The sequence below is a fragment of the Actinomadura formosensis NBRC 14204 genome, assembly GCF_001552155.1.
In the GTDB taxonomy this organism is placed as follows: Bacteria; Actinomycetota; Actinomycetes; order Streptosporangiales; family Streptosporangiaceae; genus Spirillospora; species Spirillospora formosensis.
Map to the genome: position 1 here is coordinate 1 of NZ_BCQQ01000072.1, position 18,937 is coordinate 18,937.

The window sequence follows — 18,937 nt, forward strand, 5'->3', positions numbered from 1 at the left end:
CGGGCCCATGTGCCGTTTCGTGATGCCGGCGGCGCGCGGCGGGTGGCGGCGCCCGGACGGCCCGCCCGCCGGCCCGTCCGACCACGCGCTGGCGCGCACCGTGCTCCGGTTCGCGATCGTGCTGCGCTGCGGGGGCGTCGCCGCGGCCATGGTGGCGGCGGGCATCGGCGACGGGGCGGGAGTGTCCCGGGGCTGGCAGGCCGGGGTGCTGGCCGGCCTGGGGTGCTGGGCCGCGCTCTTCACGGCGGTGGCGATCCGGCGTGGCCTGAGCCTTCCGCTGGTGGCCGCCGACGTCCTCGTCGTGGCGCTGGTGCTGCTGGCGCAGCCGCGCTACATCTCGGAGGCCGCCGTGGCCGACGAGACCACGTGGGCGATCATGCTGGCCGGCACCTCGATCTACGTCGCGCAGCTCGCGCTGCGCCCGCCGGTGAGCCTGCCGCTCGCGGCCGTCGTCATCGCGGCGTACCAGATCGGTGTGCCCGCGGTGACGTCCCAGCCCAGGGTCATGATCGTGCAGACGCTGGCCGTCGTCGCCATCATGGAGCTGCTCCGCCGCGGCGGGCGGAAGGCGGACGCCGTGGTGGCCGGGCGGGATCTGGAGCGGCGCCAGGTGGTCGTCGAGGCGGCCCGGCGCGCCGACGAGCGGGAACAGCGGGCGCAGCTGCACGATTCGGTGCTGGCCACGCTCACCATGGTCGCCTCGGGAGCCGTGGGACCGGGCTCGGCGACCCTTCGTCCGGCGGCGCTGCGCAGTCTCGCGATCATGGAGGGCCGCGCGGGCTGCGGGCCGCCGCCCGCGCGGCCGGTCGACCTGGCCGAGGCGCTGACGGCGCCGGGCGATCGGCCTCCGGGTCTGGTCGTGGAGTACGCCGTCGCGCCGATCAGCACGCCGGAGCCGGTGGCCCTCGCGATCCGCGGGGCCGTCGGCGAGGCGCTCCGCAATGTCGAACGGCATTCGGGAACCACGCGGGCGCGGGTGAGCGCGGAGCAGAGCGCGGGCGTGCTGACGGTCGAGATCGCCGATGCCGGCCGGGGGTTCTCCCCGGCCCGTGTCCCGGACACGCGGTACGGCATCAGGGTCTCGATCGTCGACCGGATGGCGGCGGTCGGCGGGATCGCCGAGGTGAAGTCGGCCCGCGGGCGCGGCACCCGGGTCAGGCTGCGCTGGCCCCATGGCTGAGGCGGCATCGGCGACGCCGTTCGCGGCGCGTTTCCGCCGGGCGTTCGACCAGGCGACGATCATCGTCGTGACCGCCTGGCAGGTCGGCGCGGCGGGCACGGCCCTGCTGGCCTATCACGACGTGTACTCGTCTCCCGCCCTGGCCGTCGGCGCCTGGCTGCTGCAGCTGGCGGTCATCGCCGTGGGAGCCGTATGGCTGTTGCGGCGGCGGGCGAACACCGTCATGACCTGGTCACTCCTCGCCGTCAACCTGTCGGCCCTGGTCGTGGTGCTGGTCATCTGCCCGCCCCAGGAGATGCTCCGCATCAACTGGACCTGGTCCACGACCGGCCTGATCGGCGTGCTGCTCCTGCTTCACCGGCCGGTGGGCGAGCTGGTGTTCTTCCTGGCGGTCGGCGCGGGCGCCGTCCTCGCCGCGCTCGTGGTCACCGGCGACGCGGACCGGCACGACCTCGCGGGCTTCGTGACCCTGTGCTACGCCTCCGCGAGCATCCAGTTCGCCATGATGGCGGGGGCGCGCGTCTTCCGGTTCACGGCCGGCGTCGCGGCGGACGCCGCCGCCGAGCAGGCGGAGATGGCGACCCGCCAGGCCGTCATCGCCGAGGTCGCCGCCGCCCGGCGGGCCCGCTACCGGGAGGCCAGGCGGCTCATCGTGCCGATCCTGCGCGGTCTGGCGGACGGCGCCCTCGACCCCGCGGACCCGTCGACGCGGCAGCGGTGCGCCGTCGCCGAAGCCATGCTCCGCCGGCTCATGACCCGGCAGGAGGACCTGCCCCATCCGCTGCTGCGCGGCCTGGAGGACGGCGTCGCCGCCGCCGCGCGGCGCGGCGCCGTGGTGAGCGTGGCCCTCGTCGGGGAGCTGTCGCCGATGCCGGCCGGGATCGGCCCCGCGCTCACCGAGCTTCCGCTCGCGGTGCTCGCGAGGACCCGCGCCTACGCCCGCATCACCGTGGTGGAGACCGAGCCGGGTCACGTCAGTGTCTCGATCCTGGCGGACGGTACCGCGCCCGCCCCGCCGGCGGGTTCCGCCGGCCACGTGTCCGCGGAACGCGGTGTCACCGTCACCATGGACCACGATGGTGACCTCCTCTGGCTGGAGACCCGATGGCAACGCCCGTGACCACCGCCGTGATCGACGATCAGGACGTCGTCCTGTCCGGTGTCGACACCTGGATCGCCGCCGACCCCGAACAGCGGGTCCGGATCATCCACCGCGCCACCAGCCTGGACGGCCTGGAGAAGGGGCCGGCCGCCGCCGCCGACGTCCTGGTCGTCGACCTGCGCATCGCCGGTGAGCTCGTCTTCGACCGGATCGCCGAGCTGACCGCCGCGGGCCACCGCATCGTGGTCTTCTCCCAGCACGCCGAGCCCGACTTCATCCACCGGGCCGAGATGGCGGGTGCGCGGGCGTACGTCACGAAGGAGACCCGCGAGGGCCGGCTGCATCTGATCGAGGCGATCCTGGCCGTGGCCGCCGGCGACACGTACACGACTCCTTCGCAGGCGGGGGCCATGCTCGCGGCCACCGGCACCGGCCGGCCCAGTTTCTCCGGCCAGGAGCTGCGGACCATGCGGCTGTGGCTCGCCGGGCTGACCCGCGCGGGCGTGGCCCGGCAGATGGGCATCAGCGAGCACACCGTCAAGCAGTACCTGGACCGTGCCAGGGAGAAGTACGCCAAGGCCGGCCGTGAGGCCCGTACACGGCTTGACCTTTACCGGGAGGCCCGGCGCGACGGCATCGTGGACGGTCCCTGACGCGGACGGCCCCCCTTCCCGTCCGCCATGACCCCCGAACATCCGTCATGACAACGTCGCGGCTCCTCCCCCAAGCTGTTGGCGAGGCGAGCGGACCGGCCGGAACCCCCTGCCGGTCCGTTTCACGCTGACGAGAAGGAGCAGAGGATGAAAGGCGCCACGCAGATCAGGGCCGCGACGATCGCGGTCGCTGTGGGAGCCCTGACGACCGGGCTCATGTCCGCCCCCGCGCACGCCGCCGCGGCCAAGGGCGAGACCTTCACCCGGTCCTACACGCTGGTCAAGGAGTTCAATTCCAAGCCCCTGAAGCGTTGTGCCAGGCTCACCGTCTGGGGTTCGGTCACCTTCACCCGCACCCAGGGGCCGGGGTTCTACCTGATCTACAAGAACATCAAGGTGAACAACCCCACGGCGCGGGTCAGCGCGCTGGCGAAGTGCGGCAGCAAGAAGTCCTCCACGCTGACGAAGGGGACGATCACGCAACGCTGGTACGAGAGCAGTTGCAAGGCGAACGTCAAGGTCGCTGTCGGATTCCCCTGGGCGGTTTCCGTCGAGCCCACGGTCGAGTGCGGAAATCGACGGGTCGGTAAGAGGAAGACCACCTACACGGGTACAGCCAAGACGTACACCCAGTACAACAGCGGCCGGCCGCTGTCCTTCACGGGCACGCTGTACGCCGGCCCCTCGGTGAAGCAGCCTCCGGCGCCGCTCTGCCTCTCCGCCAAGCCGACGATCACGATCTACGCGAAGAGCAAGTCCGACTCGTTCACCACGACGATGAAGGCCTGCGTGAAGCCGTAGCGGCTTGACCCGCGGCCACCCCCCGTTCCGGAACGGGGGGTGGCCGCGGCGCCTCGGCGGACCCCGCCGGGGAGCAGGGTCAGGGAGGGGAACCACTCGCGGCCGCGCATCCGCGCCTCAAGATCCATCCCCGGTCAACTCTCTGACGTCGAAATAGAACGTCGTCTTCCCCGATGCTTGCAAGTCGAGGAGGATGGCGAGGTCGGCATCAGCGGGGGACGAGCTCACGCACAAGGTCGGCGGCGGGAGTCTCGGTGGCCTTGCGGAAGGATTCGCCCGCCCACAGGTTGACGCCCTCCGGGTCGCCTTGCGCGGCGGACGCCTTGCGTAGCGGCGAGGTCACGTAGTGGACGTCGGGGTAAGCGGCCGGTGCGTGCGCCGAGTGTTCAGTGAGGAAGCGGTTGACCAGACCGCGCGCCAGCCGTCCGCTGAAGGCCCGGGTCATCGCGGTGGACGTGAAGCGCGGGTCCGCCAGGGCCGCCTTGTGGACGGCGCTTGCGCCGCTCTCCGGGCAGCGGACGAAGGCCGTTCCCAACTGGGCGGCGACCGCGCCCACACCGAGGATCTCGGCGACGTCCACGGGCGTGGCCAGGCCCCCGGCGGCGATGAGGGGCTGCGAGGTCATCCTGCGCACGGAGTGCAGCAGGACGCGCAGCGGCAGCGGCTCGTCGGACACGTTGGTGAACGATCCCCGGTGCCCCCCGGCCTCCGCCCCCTGCAGGCAGAGGGCGTCGGCGGCGGACGCCCGCCTGGCCTCGTCCACGGACGTCACCGTGACGATCACGAGCACGCCCCGGGCCTGGAACGCCCGGATCACCTTCGGCGGCGGGCAGCCGAAGGTGAAGCTGACGAACACCGGCGGGTCGGACAGCAGATCGGCGACCTTCGCCTCGTACGCGTCGTCCCGGGGACCCGGAACGCCGGGCGAGACGCCGAGACGCTCGGCCTCGGGCGCGAGACGGTCCCGGTAGGCGGCGACATCGGCGGGGTCGATCTCGTCCAGCGACGGCATGAAGACGTTCACCCCGAATGGGCGCGATGTCAGCTTCCGGGTGGCGGCGATGTCCGCGCGCATGGCCTCCGGCGTCTTGTAGCCGGCGGCGAGGAAGCCGAGCCCGCCCGCGTTCGAGACGGCGGCGGCCAGTTCCGGTGTCGACGGCCCGCCCGCCATCGGTGCCTGCACGATCGGGACGTCCGTCCACATGGTGTTCACCCCGTCCTGAAAGCCCACTGGCCAGGATAGGCGGCCGTGTCCTCCCGGCCTCCGGGCGGGTTGCGGGTGCCGGGGTGCGCCCGGTAGGAGGGTGGGGACGGAGGGGAGCCTGTATGCGGGTGCTGCTGCACTACGACATGGATCATGAGGAGCCCGGCCTCGACATCGTGAGCTGCTCCGAGCAGGACGACGCGCGGTTCGCCGGACTGCTGCCGGACGCCGAGGTCATCTGGCACGTCCTGCGCCCGCTCACCGCCGCCGACATGGACGCGGCGCCGAAGCTGCGGCTGATCCAGAAGCTCGGCACCGGCGTGAACACCATCGACCTCGACGCCGCGCGGGAACGCGGGATCGCGGTCGCGAACATGCCGGGGCGCAACGCGCAGGCGGTCGCGGAGACGTCCCTGCTGCTGATGCTGGCGGTGCTGCGGCGGGTCGTGCCGTTCGACACGCGGACACGGCGCGGCGCGGGCTGGCCCGCCGGCCGGGACCTGGTCGGCGGGGAGCTGGCCGGGCGGACGGTCGGGCTGCTCGGCGGCGGGGAGATCGCGACCCTGCTGCGCGGCATGCTGGAGGCGATCGGCGCCCGCGTGCTCTACACGTCCCGCCGCCCGCGCCGCGACGACCCGGCCTGGCGGGAACTGGACGATCTGCTGCGGGCGAGCGACGTCGTGTCCGTGCACGTCCCGCTGACGGACGAGACCCGCCACCTGCTGGACGCCGGCCGCCTCGCGCTGCTGCCGCGGAGCGCGGTCGTCGTGAACACGGCGCGCGGCGCGGTCATCGACGAGGCGGCGCTGACGGCGGCGCTGCGGTCCGGGCGGCTGGGCGGCGCCGGGCTCGACGTCTTCGAGAACGAGCCGGTGGACGCCGCCAACCCGCTGCTGGCCCTGGACAACGTCGTCGTCATGCCGCACGTCGCCTGGCTGACGCGCGAGACCTGGGACCGGTACTTCACCGTCGCGGCGGACAACTGCCGCCGCCTCGCCCGCGGCGACGACCTCCTCCACCGCGTCGTCTAGGGGACGGGCGCGGGCACCGGGGTCCTTCAGGCGAGGGAGTAGCGGATCGGAAGGCGTTTCAGGCCGCCGACGAACGTGGTGGCGGTGCCCTGCGGGGTTCCGGCGAGTTCGATGGAGGAGAGCCGCGGCAGCAGTTCCTCGAAGAACGCGCGGATCTCCATGCGGGCGAGGGCCGCGCCGAGACAGTAGTGGACGCCGAACCCGAACGCCAGGTGCTTGTTCGGGTCGCGCCCGACGTCGAAGCGGAACGGGTCGTCGAAGACGTCCTCGTCCCTGTTCGCGGACGGATAGGACAGCAGCACCGCATCGCCCCGGCGAATCGTGACGCCGCGCAGTTCGCAGTCCTCGGCGGCGGTGCGCATGAACTCCTTGACGGGCGTGACCCAGCGGATCATCTCGTCCACCGCGAGCGGCATCAGCTCGGGCTTCTCGCGGAGCCGTTCGAGCTGGCCCGGGTGTTCGATGAGGGCGTGCAGGCCGCCGGAGATCGTCGCGCTGGTCGTGTCGTGCCCGGCCGTCGCGACGATGACGTAGTAGGAGGCGGTGTCGAAGTCGTTCAGCGGCTCGCCGTCGATGCGCGCGTTGGCGATGGCGGACGCGAGGTCGTCGGTCGGTTCCTTGCGCCGCGCCTCCGTCAACTCCTGGAAATAGGCGAAGAAGTCGAGCAGGACCTGGAGTTTCTCCTCGTTGGTCGTGCCGCGCTGGAACTCGGCGTCATCGCCGCCGAAAAGCTCCTGCGTCAGTTTCAGCATCCGGCCGAAGTCGCTTTCCGGAAGGCCGAGCAGCGACAGGATCACATAAAGCGGGAAATGGACGGCGACCTCCTGGGCGAAGTCGCATTCACCGCCGAGGTCCACCATCCGGTCGACATACCGCTTCGCCAGTTCGCGGACGCGCGGCCGCAGCGCCCGCATCGCACGCGGCCGGAACCAGTCCGCGCCGACCGCCCGGACGACCCGGTGGTCCGGATCGTCCATGTGGATCAGCGTGCGCAGCGCGATGCCCTGCTCGGCCCGCCGCCGGTTCAGTTCGTCGAACTCGGCGGTGGCGAGCAGCGGACGCGGCGCGTTCAGGAAGACCTGGTGGTCGCGCTCGACCTCCAGCACGTCCTCGTGCCTGGTGATCGCCCAGAACGGGTTGTAGGCGGGCGCGTCCACCCAATGCACCGGCGACTCGCGGCGCAGCAGCGCGAGCGAGGCGTGGAGCCGCCGGTCGTCGGCGTAGACCCGCGGATCGGCGAGGTCGAGACCCGCCTCGTGCACGGTCAGCGTCATCGCTCTGCTCCTCGCTCGTGGCGGCCGCCCCCAGGAACCTACGGGCCGGAATTCGGCTCGGTCAATGATCACCGACGGCTCGGCCGCCGGTGAGTCGCCGTGCCGTCCGCGGCCGGCGGCGAACCGCGCGGCGCCCTTGACCGCGGCCTCCTAGCCGCCGGTGAACGCGCCGTCCGCCAGGTCCGCGAACCGTTCGAGGTCCTCCGCCGGGGCGTCGATGCCGCGCAGCGGACCGGCGTCGGCGAGACGGCTCCGCGCGTAGAGGCGCGCGACCAGCGCCTTGCGGTCGCCGCCGGAATCGGCGCGTTCCCAGCCGGCCTGCTCCAGCAGCAACGCCGCCGCGTACACGTCCGCCATGTACTGGGCGAGCGGGAAGAGCCGCGCTTCGGCCACGGTTCCGTCGAGGTCGCGCCACTTTTCTATGGCCTGCCGCAGGTGCTCGATGCGCCGGCCGACGAGGTCGGCGGTGCCGTCGTCCCCCGGCGGCGCGGCCCGGGCGGCCTCGGCGAGCCGGTCGAGGAACGGCTTGTGCGCCTCCTGCCGTTCGACGGCGCGGCGCACGTCCAGGCACAGGATGTTGTCGCCGCCCTCCCAGATGGGGTTGACCTGCGCGTCCCGCAGGATGCGCGCCACCGGCCACTGCTCGATGTAGCCGTTGCCGCCGTGGATCTCGATGGCGTCACTCGCCGCCGTCACCCCCAACCTGGACGCCCGCAGCTTGATCAGCGCCGCGCCCACCCTGAGCCGGGGCCGGCCGAGGTACCCGTCGAACACGAGCGCCTGCGCGGCCTCGGTCTCCACGATCAGCTCGGCGAGCTTGCGCCGCATGAGCGGCTGGTCGGCCAGTGCGGCGCCGAACGCCTCCCGCGCCCGCGCGTAGCGGAGCGACTCGACGAGCGACCGCCGCGCGCATCCGAGGCCCATCATCGCGATGCCGAGGCGGGCGCCGTTCGTCAGCTCCATCATGCGGGCGAGGCCCCTGCCGTCCCCGCCCTGGCCCGCGCTTGAGGACGGGGCCAGCAGGAACGCCTCCGCGTCGGTGAACTCGATCTCCGCCGACGCGACGGACCTGGTGCCCAGCTTGTCCTTGAGCCGCCGGATGCGGACGCCGTTGCGCGACCCGTCCCGCCGCTCCCGCAGCACCAGGAACGGAGCGATCCCCCGCACCCCGTCGACGGCGCCTTCGGACTTGGCCAGCACCACGAACGCCGACCCGTTCGCGTTGGACGCGAACCACTTGAACCCGTTGACCCGCCAGGCGTCCCCGTCCTTGGCCGCGGTGGACTCCAGCACGCCCAGATCGGAGCCGCCCGACCGCTCCGTCAGCATCTGTGCCGCCTCACCGGACATCTCCCCGGCCGCGAACAGCTCCCGCACCCGCTCCCTGACGTCCTCGGGCGCGAACATCTCCGTCAACTGGACGACCATGTCGCCGCCGGTGCCGAGCGCGCACGCCATGCCGATGTCGGCCTGGTCCAGCAGGTAACTCCACGCCACGCCCAGCGGCGCGGGATCGACCCCGGCGGCCTCCGCCTCCGCGATGAAGCCGGGCCGGGTGAAGGACGTCGCGACGAGATCGCGCCGGGCCGCCTCGAACGACGGCGGCATGACGACCTCGCTGATGTCGCGTCCCCACCGGTCGTACTTCTCCAGGCGCGGCGGGTTCCGGTCGGTCTCCTCGGCCCGCTCGGCGATCGGCCCGCCCATCAGCGCGCCCATCTCCCGGAGCCTCGGCTCGGCCCAGCCGAACCCGTCCCCCAGGTACCGCCGCATGAGGAACCGCAGCGTGGGGTCGCAGTCGTACCAGTTGAGGCCCACGGCCCCCTGGTACCGCTCGGTCGCGTACCGGCGCGCCTTCTCCGGGCCACCGAACGGCAGCCGGTCGAACGCCTCGATCAGATAGGACGTCATACCCTGACATTACGCTTCTTCGCCATATGATGAAAGTCTGTAACATCCCAAGATCGCAGGCCGGTGACACCGTTCCCGGTAGGGTCGGGACAGACATGGACAGCCTGGAGATCCGCCCGCTCACCGCTCGTTCCGTCGTGCTGAGCACGCTGCTCGGCGTCCATCCGCCCCGGCTCCCGGCCCGCTATCTCGTCCGCGTCGGCGACCTGTTCGGCATCGCCGAGGGGACCATCCGGGTCGCCCTCTCCCGGATGGTGGCCTCGGGCGACGTCGTCCAGGACGGCGGCGAGTACGCCCTCACCGAGCGCCTCCTCCAGCGGCAGACCCGGCAGGACGAGAGCCGCTCGCCCCGGACCCGCCCCTGGGACGGCACGTGGGAGATCGCCGTCATCACCGCCGAACGCCGTCCCGCCGCCGACCGCACCGCGCTCCGCCAGGCCATGTCCGAACTCCGCCTCGCCGAACTCCGCGAAGGCACCTGGCTGCGTCCCGCCAACCTGACCCGCACCCGCCCGGCCCCGGTCGTCCGCCAGTGCACCTTCCTGACCGGCCGCCCCGAGCAGGACCCCGCCGTCCTGGCCGCCGCCCTCTGGGACCTGGACGCCTGGGCCGCCGAGGCCGGCGCCCTCCGCACGGCCCTGTCCCAGGCCACCGCGATCGCCGAACGCTTCACCTACGCCGCCGCCATCCTCCGCCACCTCCTGAACGACCCGCTGCTCCCCCCGTCCCTCCTCCCGCCCGGCTGGCCCGGCCCCGCCCTCCGCGCCGACTACCAGGAATTCGAAACGGAGTTCGAGCAACTCCTCACCACCCACGTGTTAAGGAATTCACCGAACACCCCCCCTGGCCCGATCCGTTCACAACCTCTAACCTGACCATCCGTCGGATGGGAGGTTCATGCACCGGGCAGAACAAGCGGCTTCCCTGTTACCGCACGTCAAACGATTAGCCGAACGACACGGCCCCGCCCTTGAACGCGCCCACGCGCTCCTCCTCGACGAAGCCCTGACAGGCCCCGCCGCCGACCGCCTCAAGAAAACCCTGGCAAACCGCCATGAGGACGTCCGCTCGGCCTTCTACACCGCTTTCGACACCGTCCGGCACCTGGCAGCGAGCGCCGGCCCACCCCGTACAGGCGAGCCGTACATCCCGGGCCCGCCCCGAGGTCACCGCCCCGCATCAGCCATTCGCAGCGGCTCACCCGACGAACTCGACCGGCTCGGCGCGGAACTGACCCGCGCCGCGAACTCCTGGCAGGACGCCGCCCAGGCCCTCTCCGAGATCCTCGCCAATCTCGGCCTCAGCACCACCCCTGCCCGGACGATCTCCCAAGCCGCCCACACGATCTCCCAGCAGAAGACCGAGATACGCCGAAGCCGCGACGAACTACTCAAGACAGACCGGCAGCAGGTCGTCCAGACGACCAAGCCCGGCGACGTGTTCCACAATGGCTGGAACGCCTACATCCACCACTACCTGCCCGGCCTCGGCCAAGGTGTGAAGGACATCGGCCTCGGCGCCCTCGCCGGCAACCCGAGCACCGCTCCCTTCTACATGGCGATCAAGCCGAAGAGCTGGCTGCAACGAGGCCCCGTAGGCCAGATTCAGGGCCTGGTCCAGGGCGTCCGGCATCCGGTCGCCTTCGCCAAGGCGGCCGTCAACTGGGAAGAATGGAAACGCGACCCCGTCCGAGCCTTCGGCGAGGCCGTCCCCACGATCGTCATCACGACCGTGACCATGGGCACGGGCTCAGGATCCGGCGTGACCGCCCGCCTGGCCTCGGCCCTGCGCCGCACCGGCAAAGCCGAAACGGCCAAGTCCGCCCGGGCCCTGCAAGAAGCCGCCGCCGAAGCCCCCAAAACCAAAGACCTGGCCCAACACCCCCCAAAGGCTCCTGACATCGGCCCGGCGGCCCCCAAAAACCGCACCGGCCTTGGCCGCGCATTGACGACAAAAGAAAAAGCCGCTCTCGAAAAGCACTTGGACGATCTGGAGAGACAGAACCCAGAAAAATTCGCCGAGACCACAAAAGATCCCGACCACAACTTCAAGACGCACAAGGGATCGGCAGACGAGGCGCGGATCGCGCTAGATCTCCATCGGCGAGGGATATTCGATGAGAACTACACCCGGCCGACGGGACCAGACCAAGGCGATTTCATCAACCAGGGAGTACACTGGGATATCAAGGGCATACACTCGGATTGGCCTCCCGGAGTCCCCGAGGCCGTTCGGTCCCGGCCTTTCAGAAATGGATACACCGAGACCAAATTCCGAGAAACGATGCTTCGCCAGTTCCGGAAGGACCGCGGCGTCATCCTCGACACCAGAAATGCCAGTCAGAGCGCCATCGACGACATGCGTCATATTGTTGAACAGGAGGGGTGGGGTGACAGGGTCATCTGGTATCCGTGATCGTCCGTGGGAGCCCGTTGTCTGGCCCGCGAACGCCGAGGCGGCTGGTGTATTGAGAGAGTGGCTCCGCGACCCGGACGAAACCCTCTACGCGGTCGATCAGGACTTCCGGGGGGCGGATCTTTCCGGCGCGGACTTTTCCGAAGCGTGGTTGACCGGCTCGGACTTCTCCGCTGCCACGCTGCGGAACGCGGTGCTCTACCGCTCCCACTGCGAGGACGCCGACTTCCAGGACGCCGACCTCGAATGCGTCGACCTGGTCAAGGCCGGCATCGACCGGGCGAACTTCTCGGGCAGCCGGATGCCCGGCGCCAACCTGCGGCGAGTGGAGTGCATGGGCACGTCGTTCGCCCAAGCGGACATGAGGCGGGCGACGCTCGGGGACGCCATCTTCATTCGATGCGATATGAATGGCATCGACCTGCGGGGATCAGTCGCGAACATGACGAGCTTCTCTGCCGTCGAATTCACGAACGCGAAAGTTGAAGGCATGACCGGCACGGTCATGGGCTCGCTACTCGTCCACGGCGATGACGAGGCAACCGAATTGACGGAGGTTGAAATGGAACGCTGGCTCAGACGCCACGGCGCCGACGTATCAGTCAGGGACTGACCATCGACACCGAGGCGGCTGCGGCCTTGCGGGAGTGGCTCGTGGAGCCCGGATGACCGGCGTCCGGCTCGGACGGGCGGAATGCATACGGACGTCATTTGCCGGCGCGGACCTGAGACGAGCGGACATCGGGGACGCCGCCTTCATCGGCTGCGACATGAGTGACACCGACCTGCGTGGCTCCACCGTGACGCTGGCCGCCTTCGGTGAAAGCGACCTCACGGATGCGAAGGTTCACGGTATGACCGGAAGCGTGGTCGGATCCATCGTGCTCACCACACAGGCAACAACAACAGAACTCGACGGCATCCGGCTGGAGCGCTGGTTCACTCGCAATGGCGCGAAGGTATCGGTCGTGAACTAGTGCCGCATCAACTCGCACTGGCCATAGGCAGGGTGTGATACGTTCTTCGGCCCAGTTCCGCTGCAGACCGAAACTCCCGGCGTGCTTTTGGAAGCCGGATGGTTTCACAGGAATCGGAGAACAATAATGGTCAATTCGATTCGCTGGCAGGGATTCGATTCGAGAGAAATTGAAGCCCTGCCAGACTGGCATATCTTCAATGAACATCTCGACGAGCGAGAATGTCCGCACTGCCGCAGTTACTACGGCTGGACGGGACCGTATCCATCAGAGATTTCCATCAGCGATCCTCTGGCGGACCTCTCGACCGAGGAGTTCTCGACCCTCGCCCGGGACGAGGACACTCTCTTCAAACGACTCGACGCCCCTTGAAGGGAGGGCGAACTTCCTCAGCAAGTGATAAGCCGATGGCCGGGAGCCCCGGGCCCGGCCGCATGGATTCACTCCGAACCCTGGGTGACGGGTACGAAGCAACCCGGCCTTAAGGAGAATCGTGAGCAGCTATCACCAGATCTTCATCCAGACGAGCAACTCAGAGGATCAACTCGTCGCCGACATAGTAGCGGCCGCAGGCTGCAGGATGCGCAAACTCGAGACGATGGACGCCCCCATCGCATATACCGGGCGGACTCGTCGCGTAGCGGTGGAGGTCAAGCTGAACCACGACTTGGAAGATGACCTCGGAACTAATTTCTCACAATACCCGATAGTCATCACACTGCGTTCCCTCGACAGCGACAAGTCACACGAAGAGGGGGTGGCCAAGGAGATCTTCAATAATCTCGCCGGTGGCGGTCAGTACGCAATGATTCTGACCTTCAACCTCTACAACGTGCTGGCCGAACAACCTCCTACCGAGAAGCGGCAATCGACATGATGAAATATCGGTCAGAGCGCCATCGCGGATCTCACGGGCCCCAATGACCGGGCGCGTGGTCGGTTCGATTGTGCTCACGGCCTCCACGGGGATGGCCGAGCTCGGTGGCGTCCGGCTGGAGCAATGGTTCCGCCAGAACGGTGCGGAAGTGTCGGTCGAGAATGAGAAGCGGCGTTCACCAGGCCGCGAGGAAAGGTTCTGAGCACGATCCCGGCCAGGTGAACGCCGCCCCCTGCGCGGCGCCGCGTGGGCGCCGCCGTCTCAGGACGCGCGGGCCGCGTCGAAGCGGGCCCGCACGTCCGCCCAGTTCACCAGCGACCAGAGCTTCTCGACGTAGTCCGGGCGGACGTTGCGGTATTGCAGGTAGTACGCGTGCTCCCAGGCGTCGAAGACCAGCAGCGGCGTGGTGTTCATGCCGACGTTGCCGTGGTGGTCGTAGACCTGCTGGACGACGAGGCGGCGGCCCAGCGGCTCCCACGCGAGCACGCCCCAGCCGGAGCCCTGCACGGTGGACGTCGCCGTCGTGAGCTGCTTCTGGAACGCCTCGAACGTCCCGAAGTGCTCGGCGATGGCCGAGGCCAGTTCCCCGTCGGGGCGGTCGCCGCCGTCCGGCGACAGGTTGTCCCAGAAGATCGAGTGCAGGACGTGGCCGGAGAGGTTGAACGCGAAGGTCTTCTCCAGGCCGACCAGCCCGCCGTACTGCTCCTTGCCGCGTGCTTCGGCGAGCTTCTCCAGCGTGTCGTTGGCGCCCTTGACGTAGGCGGCGTGGTGCTTGGCGTGGTGCAGCTCAAGGATCTCGCCGGTGATCGCCGGTTCCAGCGCGGCGTAGTCGTAGGGCAGGTCGGGAAGCGTGTAGTCGGCCATGCGGACCACTATTGCAAATGAGTTGCAGTTACGTCCAGCATGCAAGAAGAAGGGCCCGCCCCGGGGGGCGGGCCCTGATTGCCGGGTTCAGTGGTGGCGGCCGCCACCGCCACGCAGCCGGGACAGCAGGCCGCGCACCTTGGTCTGCGTGCGCGGATCCCGGGCGTAGCGCTCGGCCTTCCCCCGCATCCTGCGGCCCTGTGAGCTCCGGGCGTATTTCCTGATCCGGTCGACGACAGAAGGCATGCTCGTCCTCCTCGGCCTAGCCTCTCCGTTCAACAAGTGCCCGGTTTGGGAGGTTCAGAACGCCTCGTCCAGGGTGACGCTGCCCTCGATGCCGATCTGGTAGGCCGAAACCCGCCGCTCGAAGAAGTTGGACAGCTCCTGGACGTCCTGCAACTCCATGAACGCGAACGGGTTCGCGGTGCCGTAGCGGGCCGGGAGACCGAGCCGGACGAGCCGCTGGTCCGCGACGTATTCGAGGTAGGCGCGCATGTCGCCGGCGCTCATGCCGGGCAGCCCGTCCCCGCACAGGTCGCGGGCGAACGCCAGTTCCGCCTGGACGGCCTCCTCCAGCATCGTGGTGACCTGGGCCGTCAGCCCGGCGTCGAACAGCTCCGGCTCCTCGGCCCGGACGGTGTCGACCACGGAGAACGCGAACTCCATGTGCATGCTCTCGTCGCGGAAGACCCAGTTCGTCCCGGACGCCAGCCCGTTCAGCAGCCCGCGCGACCGCAGCCAGTACACGTACGCGAAGGCGCCGTAGAAGAACAGGCCCTCGATGCAGGCCGCGAAGCAGATCAGGTTGAGCAGGAACACCCGGCGGTCGGCGGCGGTGCGGAGTTCGTCCAGGGAACCGAGCGAGTCGATCCAGCGGAAGCAGAACTCCGCCTTGGCCCGGATGGACGGGATGTGCTCGATCGCCGCGAACGCCCGCGCACGCTCGTCGTGGTCGGGCAGGTAGGTGTCCAGGAGGGTGAGATAGAACTGTACGTGTACGGCCTCCTCGTATAGCTGCCGCGACAGGTAGAGCCGGGCCTCCGGGGCGTTCACGTGCTTGTAGAGGTTCAGCACCAGGTTGTTCGCCACGATCGAGTCGCCGGTGGCGAAGAACGCGACGAGCCGGTTGACGAGGTGCAGTTCGGCGGGCGTGAGCCGGGCGAGGTCCGGGAGGTCGGACGCGAGGTCCACCTCCTCCACCGTCCAGGTGTTGCGGATCGCGGCCCGGTACCGCTCGTAGAAGTCGGGGTAGCGCATGGGCCGGAGGGTCAGGTCCATGCCGGGATCGAGCAGCATTACTGGCAGGCCTCGCAGGTCTCGGGGTTCTCCAGGGAGCAGACGGCCGCGGCGACGGTCGTCTGGGCGATCCGCGTCGCCGGGCGGGAACGCAGGTAGTAGGTGGTCTTCAGCCCGCTCCGCCACGCGTAGGCGTACATCGAGGAGAGCTTGCCGATCGTCGGCGTCTCCATGAACAGGTTCAGCGAGTGCGCCTGGTCGATGTAGGGGGTGCGGGCGGCGGCGAGGTCGATCAGCGCCTTCTGCGGCAGTTCCCAGGCCGTCCGGTACAGGGACCGCATCTCCTCCGGCAGGTCGACCAGGCCCTGGACGGAGCCGTTCGCCCTCTTGATCGCCTCCCGGACCGCCGGCGTCCACAGCCCGAGCGACTTCAGGTCGTCCACGAGGTAGCCGTTGATCTGCAGGAACTCGCCGGACAGCGTCTCGCGCTTGAACAGGTTGGACACCTGCGGCTCGATGCACTCGCAGCAGCCCGCGATGGACGCGATCGTGGCGGTCGGCGCGATCGCGATCAGCAGCGAGTTGCGGAGCCCGACCTCGGCGACGCGTGCGCGGAGCGCGGCCCATTCGCGGGGACGGGCCGGGGCCGCGTCCGGGAAGTGGTCCACGTGGAGCCGGCCGCGGGCCGTGCGCGTCATGCCGTAGGCGGGCAGCGGGCCGTGGAGAGCGGCCAGGTCGGCGGACGCGTGGTAGGCGGCCAGCGCGATCTCCTCGGCGATGCGGGTGGACAGGGCGCGGGCCTCGTCCGAGTCGAACGGCAGGCGGAGCGTGAAGAAGACGTCCGCGAGCCCCATCACGCCCAGGCCGACCGGCCGCCACTTGCGGTTTGCCTTCTCCGCCTCCGGCGTGGGGTAGAAGCCCCTGTCGATGGTGCGGTCCAAGAACCGGACGGCCGTGCGGACCGTGGAACGAAGCCGCTCCCAGTCGACCCCAGCGGAAGTGACGTGCGCGGCCAGATTCACCGATCCGAGGTTGCAGACGGCCGCCTCGCCATCGCTCGTCACCTCAAGGATCTCCGTGCACAGGTTCGACAGGTGCACGGTCTGGCCCGGCTCGGCGGTCTGGTTGCAGGCGCGGTTGGCGGCGTCCTTGAACGTCATCCAGCCGTTGCCCGTTTCGGCGAGCGTCCGCATCATGCGCCCGTACAGCTTGCGGGCCGGGAGCTGCCGGACGAACCGTCCGTCCCGCTCGGCCGCCCGGTACGCCTCGTCGAACGCCTCGCCCCACAGGTCCGCCAGCTCGGGGACCTCTTGCGGGTCGAACAGCGACCACGTCGCGTCGGCCTCGACGCGGCGCATGAACTCGTCCGGGATCCAGTTGGCGAGGTTCAGGTTGTGGGTGCGGCGCGCGTCCTCGCCGGTGTTGTCGCGCAGTTCGAGGAACTCCTCGATGTCGGCGTGCCACGGCTCCAGGTACACGCAGGCCGCGCCCTTGCGGCGCCCGCCCTGGTTGACGGCCGCGACGGACGCGTCCAGCGTGCGCAGCCACGGGACGATCCCGTTCGAATGCCCGTTGGTGCCGCGGATCAGCGAGCCGCGCGAGCGGACCTTCGTCCAGGAGATCCCGATGCCGCCCGCGTACTTGCTGAGCCGCGCGACCTGCCCGTACCGCTCGTAGATCGACTCCAGCTCGTCGCGCGGCGAGTCGAGCAGGAAGCAGGACGACAGCTGCGGGCGGCGCGCCGCCGAGTTGAACAGCGTCGGCGAACTCGGCAGATACGACAGCGTGCTGAGCAGCCCGTACAGCTCGGCCGCCTCCTCGACACCGTCGGCCAGCCCGCACGCCACCCGCAGCAGGAAGTGCTGGGGCCGCTCCAGGACGAGCCGCGACCGCGGATGCCGCAGCAGATACCGGTCGTAGAGGGTGCGGAGCCCGAAGTACTCGAAACGGTCGTCGGCGGATTCGTCGATGAGGGCGTCGAGGGCGGGCGCGTTGGCGGCGGCGAACGCGGCCGGGGCGTCCGCCAGCAGGCCCTCCCGGTGCGCGGCGGCGATCGACTCGGCGAACGCCGTGACGCCGGCGGACGCCGCCTCGTCCCGGATCCGGCGGCCGAGCAGCCGCGCGGCGACCCTGGAGTATCCGGGTTCGGCGGGCACCAGTGCGGCGGCCTCGCCGATCGCGAGGTCCCGCAGCGCCGCCACGTCCAGCCCGTCCCCGGACCGGACGGCGGCCAGCACCCGTCCCGCCTCGACGTCCGGTACCCCGTCGCAGGCCGCCTCGACCTCGGCGGCGATCTCCGCCGCCGGCGGCGCGGCCAGAGCCTGTGTCACGTGCATCTCCCCTCGCAAGCGCCTCGCGGAGGCATGCGAACGGGACACGGCGGCACGCCGCGCTCCGCCCCCGGTCCACCCGCGAGACCTGGACGTGTCGGGCTGGCAGGTCTTCGGACTCGCGGGCGCCGCCTCGAAAGGCGTCCTACTGGCCGTCGCTTCCCGGGCCGCGCGGCCCAGTGCGTGATGACGGCGGTCGTTCCCGCTCACCGCTGCGGGGCAGTCCCGGACTCGCACCGGGTTCCCTCTTGCGACGCCCCCGCCGCGAACGACGGGGGCGAACCAGCACGGGATTGAACCCTACATGTAGTTGACGATCTTTGCGCAACCCCAAGATGTTGGGCGTGTCACGCGGAACTTAGGGTCGCCTGCACGGCCGCCGCAGGTGCTGGGACGATGGTCACCGTCATGCCCGTCCATCCCCCGCCGTTCCGGACCGCACGCGCGGTGGTGTTCGCCACCGTGTGCATCACCCTGACCGTTCTCGGGCACGTCCTCGCGGGTGGCGCCGCGGTGCCGGGGTGGGCGGCGGCGACGGGATTCGGCGCGGTGCTGGGCGTGACGCTGCTGCTGGCGGGCCATGAACGCTCACTGGCGACGATCCTCGGCGGGCTCCTCGGCGGGCAGTTCGCGCTGCACACGCTGTTCACGCACTCGGCCGCCCAGGCGACCCACCACGCTCCCGCCATGCACGCGGCCATGGCGCACGGCGCGGACACCGTGGCGGCGCCGGCCGCGCACGGCGGCGACAGCCTCGGGATGACGCTCGCGCACTGCGTGGCCGCGCTGGTCGCGGCGTGGTGGCTGCGGCGCGGCGAGCGGGCCGCGTGGACGCTGGCCCGCCGGGTCGCCGCCGTCGCCGACCGCCCGGTCCGGCTGCTGCTCGCCCTGCTCACCATCGAGGCGGCGAACCCCCCGCGGCCGGTCGCGGTGGTCCCGGCGGCGGACGCCGTCCCGGCCGCCGGCCGCGTGCTGCGGCATCAGGTCGTCCGGCGGGGTCCCCCTGCACGTTCGGGGGCGCTCGCACACCGCTGAAGCGGGCGCCGTACGTCACCGGACGCCGATCCCCGGCCATCCGGCTC

20 protein-coding genes and 1 riboswitch are annotated in these 18,937 nt (G+C 70.3%); of the genes, 13 read left to right on the top strand and 7 right to left on the bottom strand.

The features are described 5' to 3' along the window. The 4 genes from AF1_RS19285 to AF1_RS19300 all read left to right on the top strand — a co-directional run. Positions 1–1,180 (top strand): sensor histidine kinase (locus AF1_RS19285; RefSeq protein ID WP_217999833.1); only part of this gene is annotated, 1,180 nt, incomplete at its 5' end. Further along, positions 1,173–2,300, top strand: a complete 1,128-nt coding sequence (locus AF1_RS19290; RefSeq protein WP_067800865.1) for a hypothetical protein — start codon at positions 1,173–1,175, stop codon at positions 2,298–2,300. The genes AF1_RS19285 and AF1_RS19290, both read left to right, overlap by 8 nt. Further along, positions 2,285–2,935 (top strand): response regulator, encoded by a 651-nt coding sequence (locus AF1_RS19295; RefSeq protein ID WP_084263114.1) that lies wholly within the window; start codon positions 2,285–2,287, stop codon positions 2,933–2,935. Before AF1_RS19290 ends, AF1_RS19295 begins: the two co-directional genes overlap by 16 nt. A gap of 147 nt (positions 2,936–3,082) precedes the next feature. Then, complete coding sequence (locus tag AF1_RS19300; RefSeq protein WP_067800871.1) at positions 3,083–3,736, top strand: hypothetical protein; 654 nt, start codon at positions 3,083–3,085, stop codon at positions 3,734–3,736. Between the two features lie 208 nt (positions 3,737–3,944). Here AF1_RS19300 and AF1_RS19305 read toward each other — a convergent pair whose 3' ends face one another. Further along, entirely contained in the window at positions 3,945–4,940 is a 996-nt protein-coding gene (locus tag AF1_RS19305) for a nitronate monooxygenase (protein WP_067800943.1), read from the bottom strand. 122 nt (positions 4,941–5,062) lie between these two features. Between AF1_RS19305 and AF1_RS19310 the strand changes: the two genes are divergently transcribed. Next, positions 5,063–5,971, top strand: a complete 909-nt coding sequence (locus AF1_RS19310; protein ID WP_067800874.1) for a 2-hydroxyacid dehydrogenase — start codon at positions 5,063–5,065, stop codon at positions 5,969–5,971. A 26-nt stretch (positions 5,972–5,997) separates the two neighbouring features. Here the strand turns inward: AF1_RS19310 and AF1_RS19315 are convergent, their stop codons facing one another. Further along, positions 5,998–7,245 (bottom strand): cytochrome P450, encoded by a 1,248-nt coding sequence (locus AF1_RS19315; protein WP_067800877.1) that lies wholly within the window; start codon positions 7,243–7,245, stop codon positions 5,998–6,000. Between the two features lie 150 nt (positions 7,246–7,395). Next, a complete protein-coding gene (locus AF1_RS19320; RefSeq protein WP_067800880.1) occupies positions 7,396–9,156 on the bottom strand; it encodes an acyl-CoA dehydrogenase family protein in 1,761 nt (586 codons plus the stop codon). Between the two features lie 95 nt (positions 9,157–9,251). Between AF1_RS19320 and AF1_RS36835 the strand changes: the two genes are divergently transcribed. The 7 genes from AF1_RS36835 (at position 9,252) to AF1_RS34585 (ending at position 13,627) form a co-directional block, all read left to right on the top strand. Further along, positions 9,252–10,031: a PaaX family transcriptional regulator C-terminal domain-containing protein gene (locus tag AF1_RS36835; RefSeq protein WP_067800883.1), complete on the top strand. Its 780-nt coding sequence runs from the start codon at positions 9,252–9,254 to the stop codon at positions 10,029–10,031. A gap of 22 nt (positions 10,032–10,053) precedes the next feature. Next, on the top strand, positions 10,054–11,571 hold the full coding sequence (locus AF1_RS35225; RefSeq protein ID WP_067800885.1) for a hypothetical protein: 1,518 nt from the start codon (positions 10,054–10,056) through the stop codon (positions 11,569–11,571). Beyond that, a complete protein-coding gene (locus tag AF1_RS33500; protein ID WP_165488442.1) occupies positions 11,546–12,184 on the top strand; it encodes a pentapeptide repeat-containing protein in 639 nt (212 codons plus the stop codon). Before AF1_RS35225 ends, AF1_RS33500 begins: the two co-directional genes overlap by 26 nt. A gap of 52 nt (positions 12,185–12,236) precedes the next feature. Next, positions 12,237–12,548 (top strand): pentapeptide repeat-containing protein, encoded by a 312-nt coding sequence (locus AF1_RS19340; RefSeq protein WP_067800891.1) that lies wholly within the window; start codon positions 12,237–12,239, stop codon positions 12,546–12,548. Positions 12,549–12,674: 126 nt separating this feature from the next. Next, a complete protein-coding gene (locus AF1_RS34580; protein ID WP_131732904.1) occupies positions 12,675–12,920 on the top strand; it encodes a hypothetical protein in 246 nt (81 codons plus the stop codon). Between the two features lie 121 nt (positions 12,921–13,041). Next, on the top strand, positions 13,042–13,425 hold the full coding sequence (locus tag AF1_RS19345; RefSeq protein ID WP_067800894.1) for a hypothetical protein: 384 nt from the start codon (positions 13,042–13,044) through the stop codon (positions 13,423–13,425). Between the two features lie 43 nt (positions 13,426–13,468). Then, positions 13,469–13,627: a hypothetical protein gene (locus AF1_RS34585; protein WP_157419240.1), complete on the top strand. Its 159-nt coding sequence runs from the start codon at positions 13,469–13,471 to the stop codon at positions 13,625–13,627. A 59-nt stretch (positions 13,628–13,686) separates the two neighbouring features. Here AF1_RS34585 and AF1_RS19350 read toward each other — a convergent pair whose 3' ends face one another. The 4 genes from AF1_RS19350 to AF1_RS19360 all read right to left on the bottom strand — a co-directional run bounded on the left by AF1_RS19350 (position 13,687) and on the right by AF1_RS19360 (position 17,855). Continuing rightward, positions 13,687–14,289 carry a superoxide dismutase gene (locus AF1_RS19350; RefSeq protein WP_067800946.1) on the bottom strand — a complete coding sequence of 201 codons (603 nt, stop codon included), beginning with the start codon at positions 14,287–14,289 and terminating at the stop codon, positions 13,687–13,689. Positions 14,290–14,376: 87 nt separating this feature from the next. Next, positions 14,377–14,535, bottom strand: a complete 159-nt coding sequence (locus AF1_RS35230; RefSeq protein ID WP_165488441.1) for a hypothetical protein — start codon at positions 14,533–14,535, stop codon at positions 14,377–14,379. 54 nt (positions 14,536–14,589) lie between these two features. Further along, entirely contained in the window at positions 14,590–15,585 is a 996-nt protein-coding gene (locus AF1_RS19355; protein ID WP_067800897.1) for a ribonucleotide-diphosphate reductase subunit beta, read from the bottom strand. After that, the gene (locus AF1_RS19360; RefSeq protein ID WP_242608981.1) at positions 15,585–17,855 is read right to left on the bottom strand and encodes a ribonucleoside-diphosphate reductase subunit alpha; all 2,271 of its coding nucleotides are present in this window, start codon (positions 17,853–17,855) and stop codon (positions 15,585–15,587) included. Before AF1_RS19360 ends, AF1_RS19355 begins: the two co-directional genes overlap by 1 nt. Positions 17,856–17,942: 87 nt before the next feature. Then, a riboswitch (cobalamin riboswitch) is annotated at positions 17,943–18,157 on the bottom strand. Between the two features lie 94 nt (positions 18,158–18,251). Here AF1_RS19360 and AF1_RS19365 point away from each other — a divergent pair. Then, the gene (locus AF1_RS19365; protein WP_067800902.1) at positions 18,252–18,890 is read left to right on the top strand and encodes a hypothetical protein; all 639 of its coding nucleotides are present in this window, start codon (positions 18,252–18,254) and stop codon (positions 18,888–18,890) included. Positions 18,891–18,937: the final 47 nt, after the last annotated feature.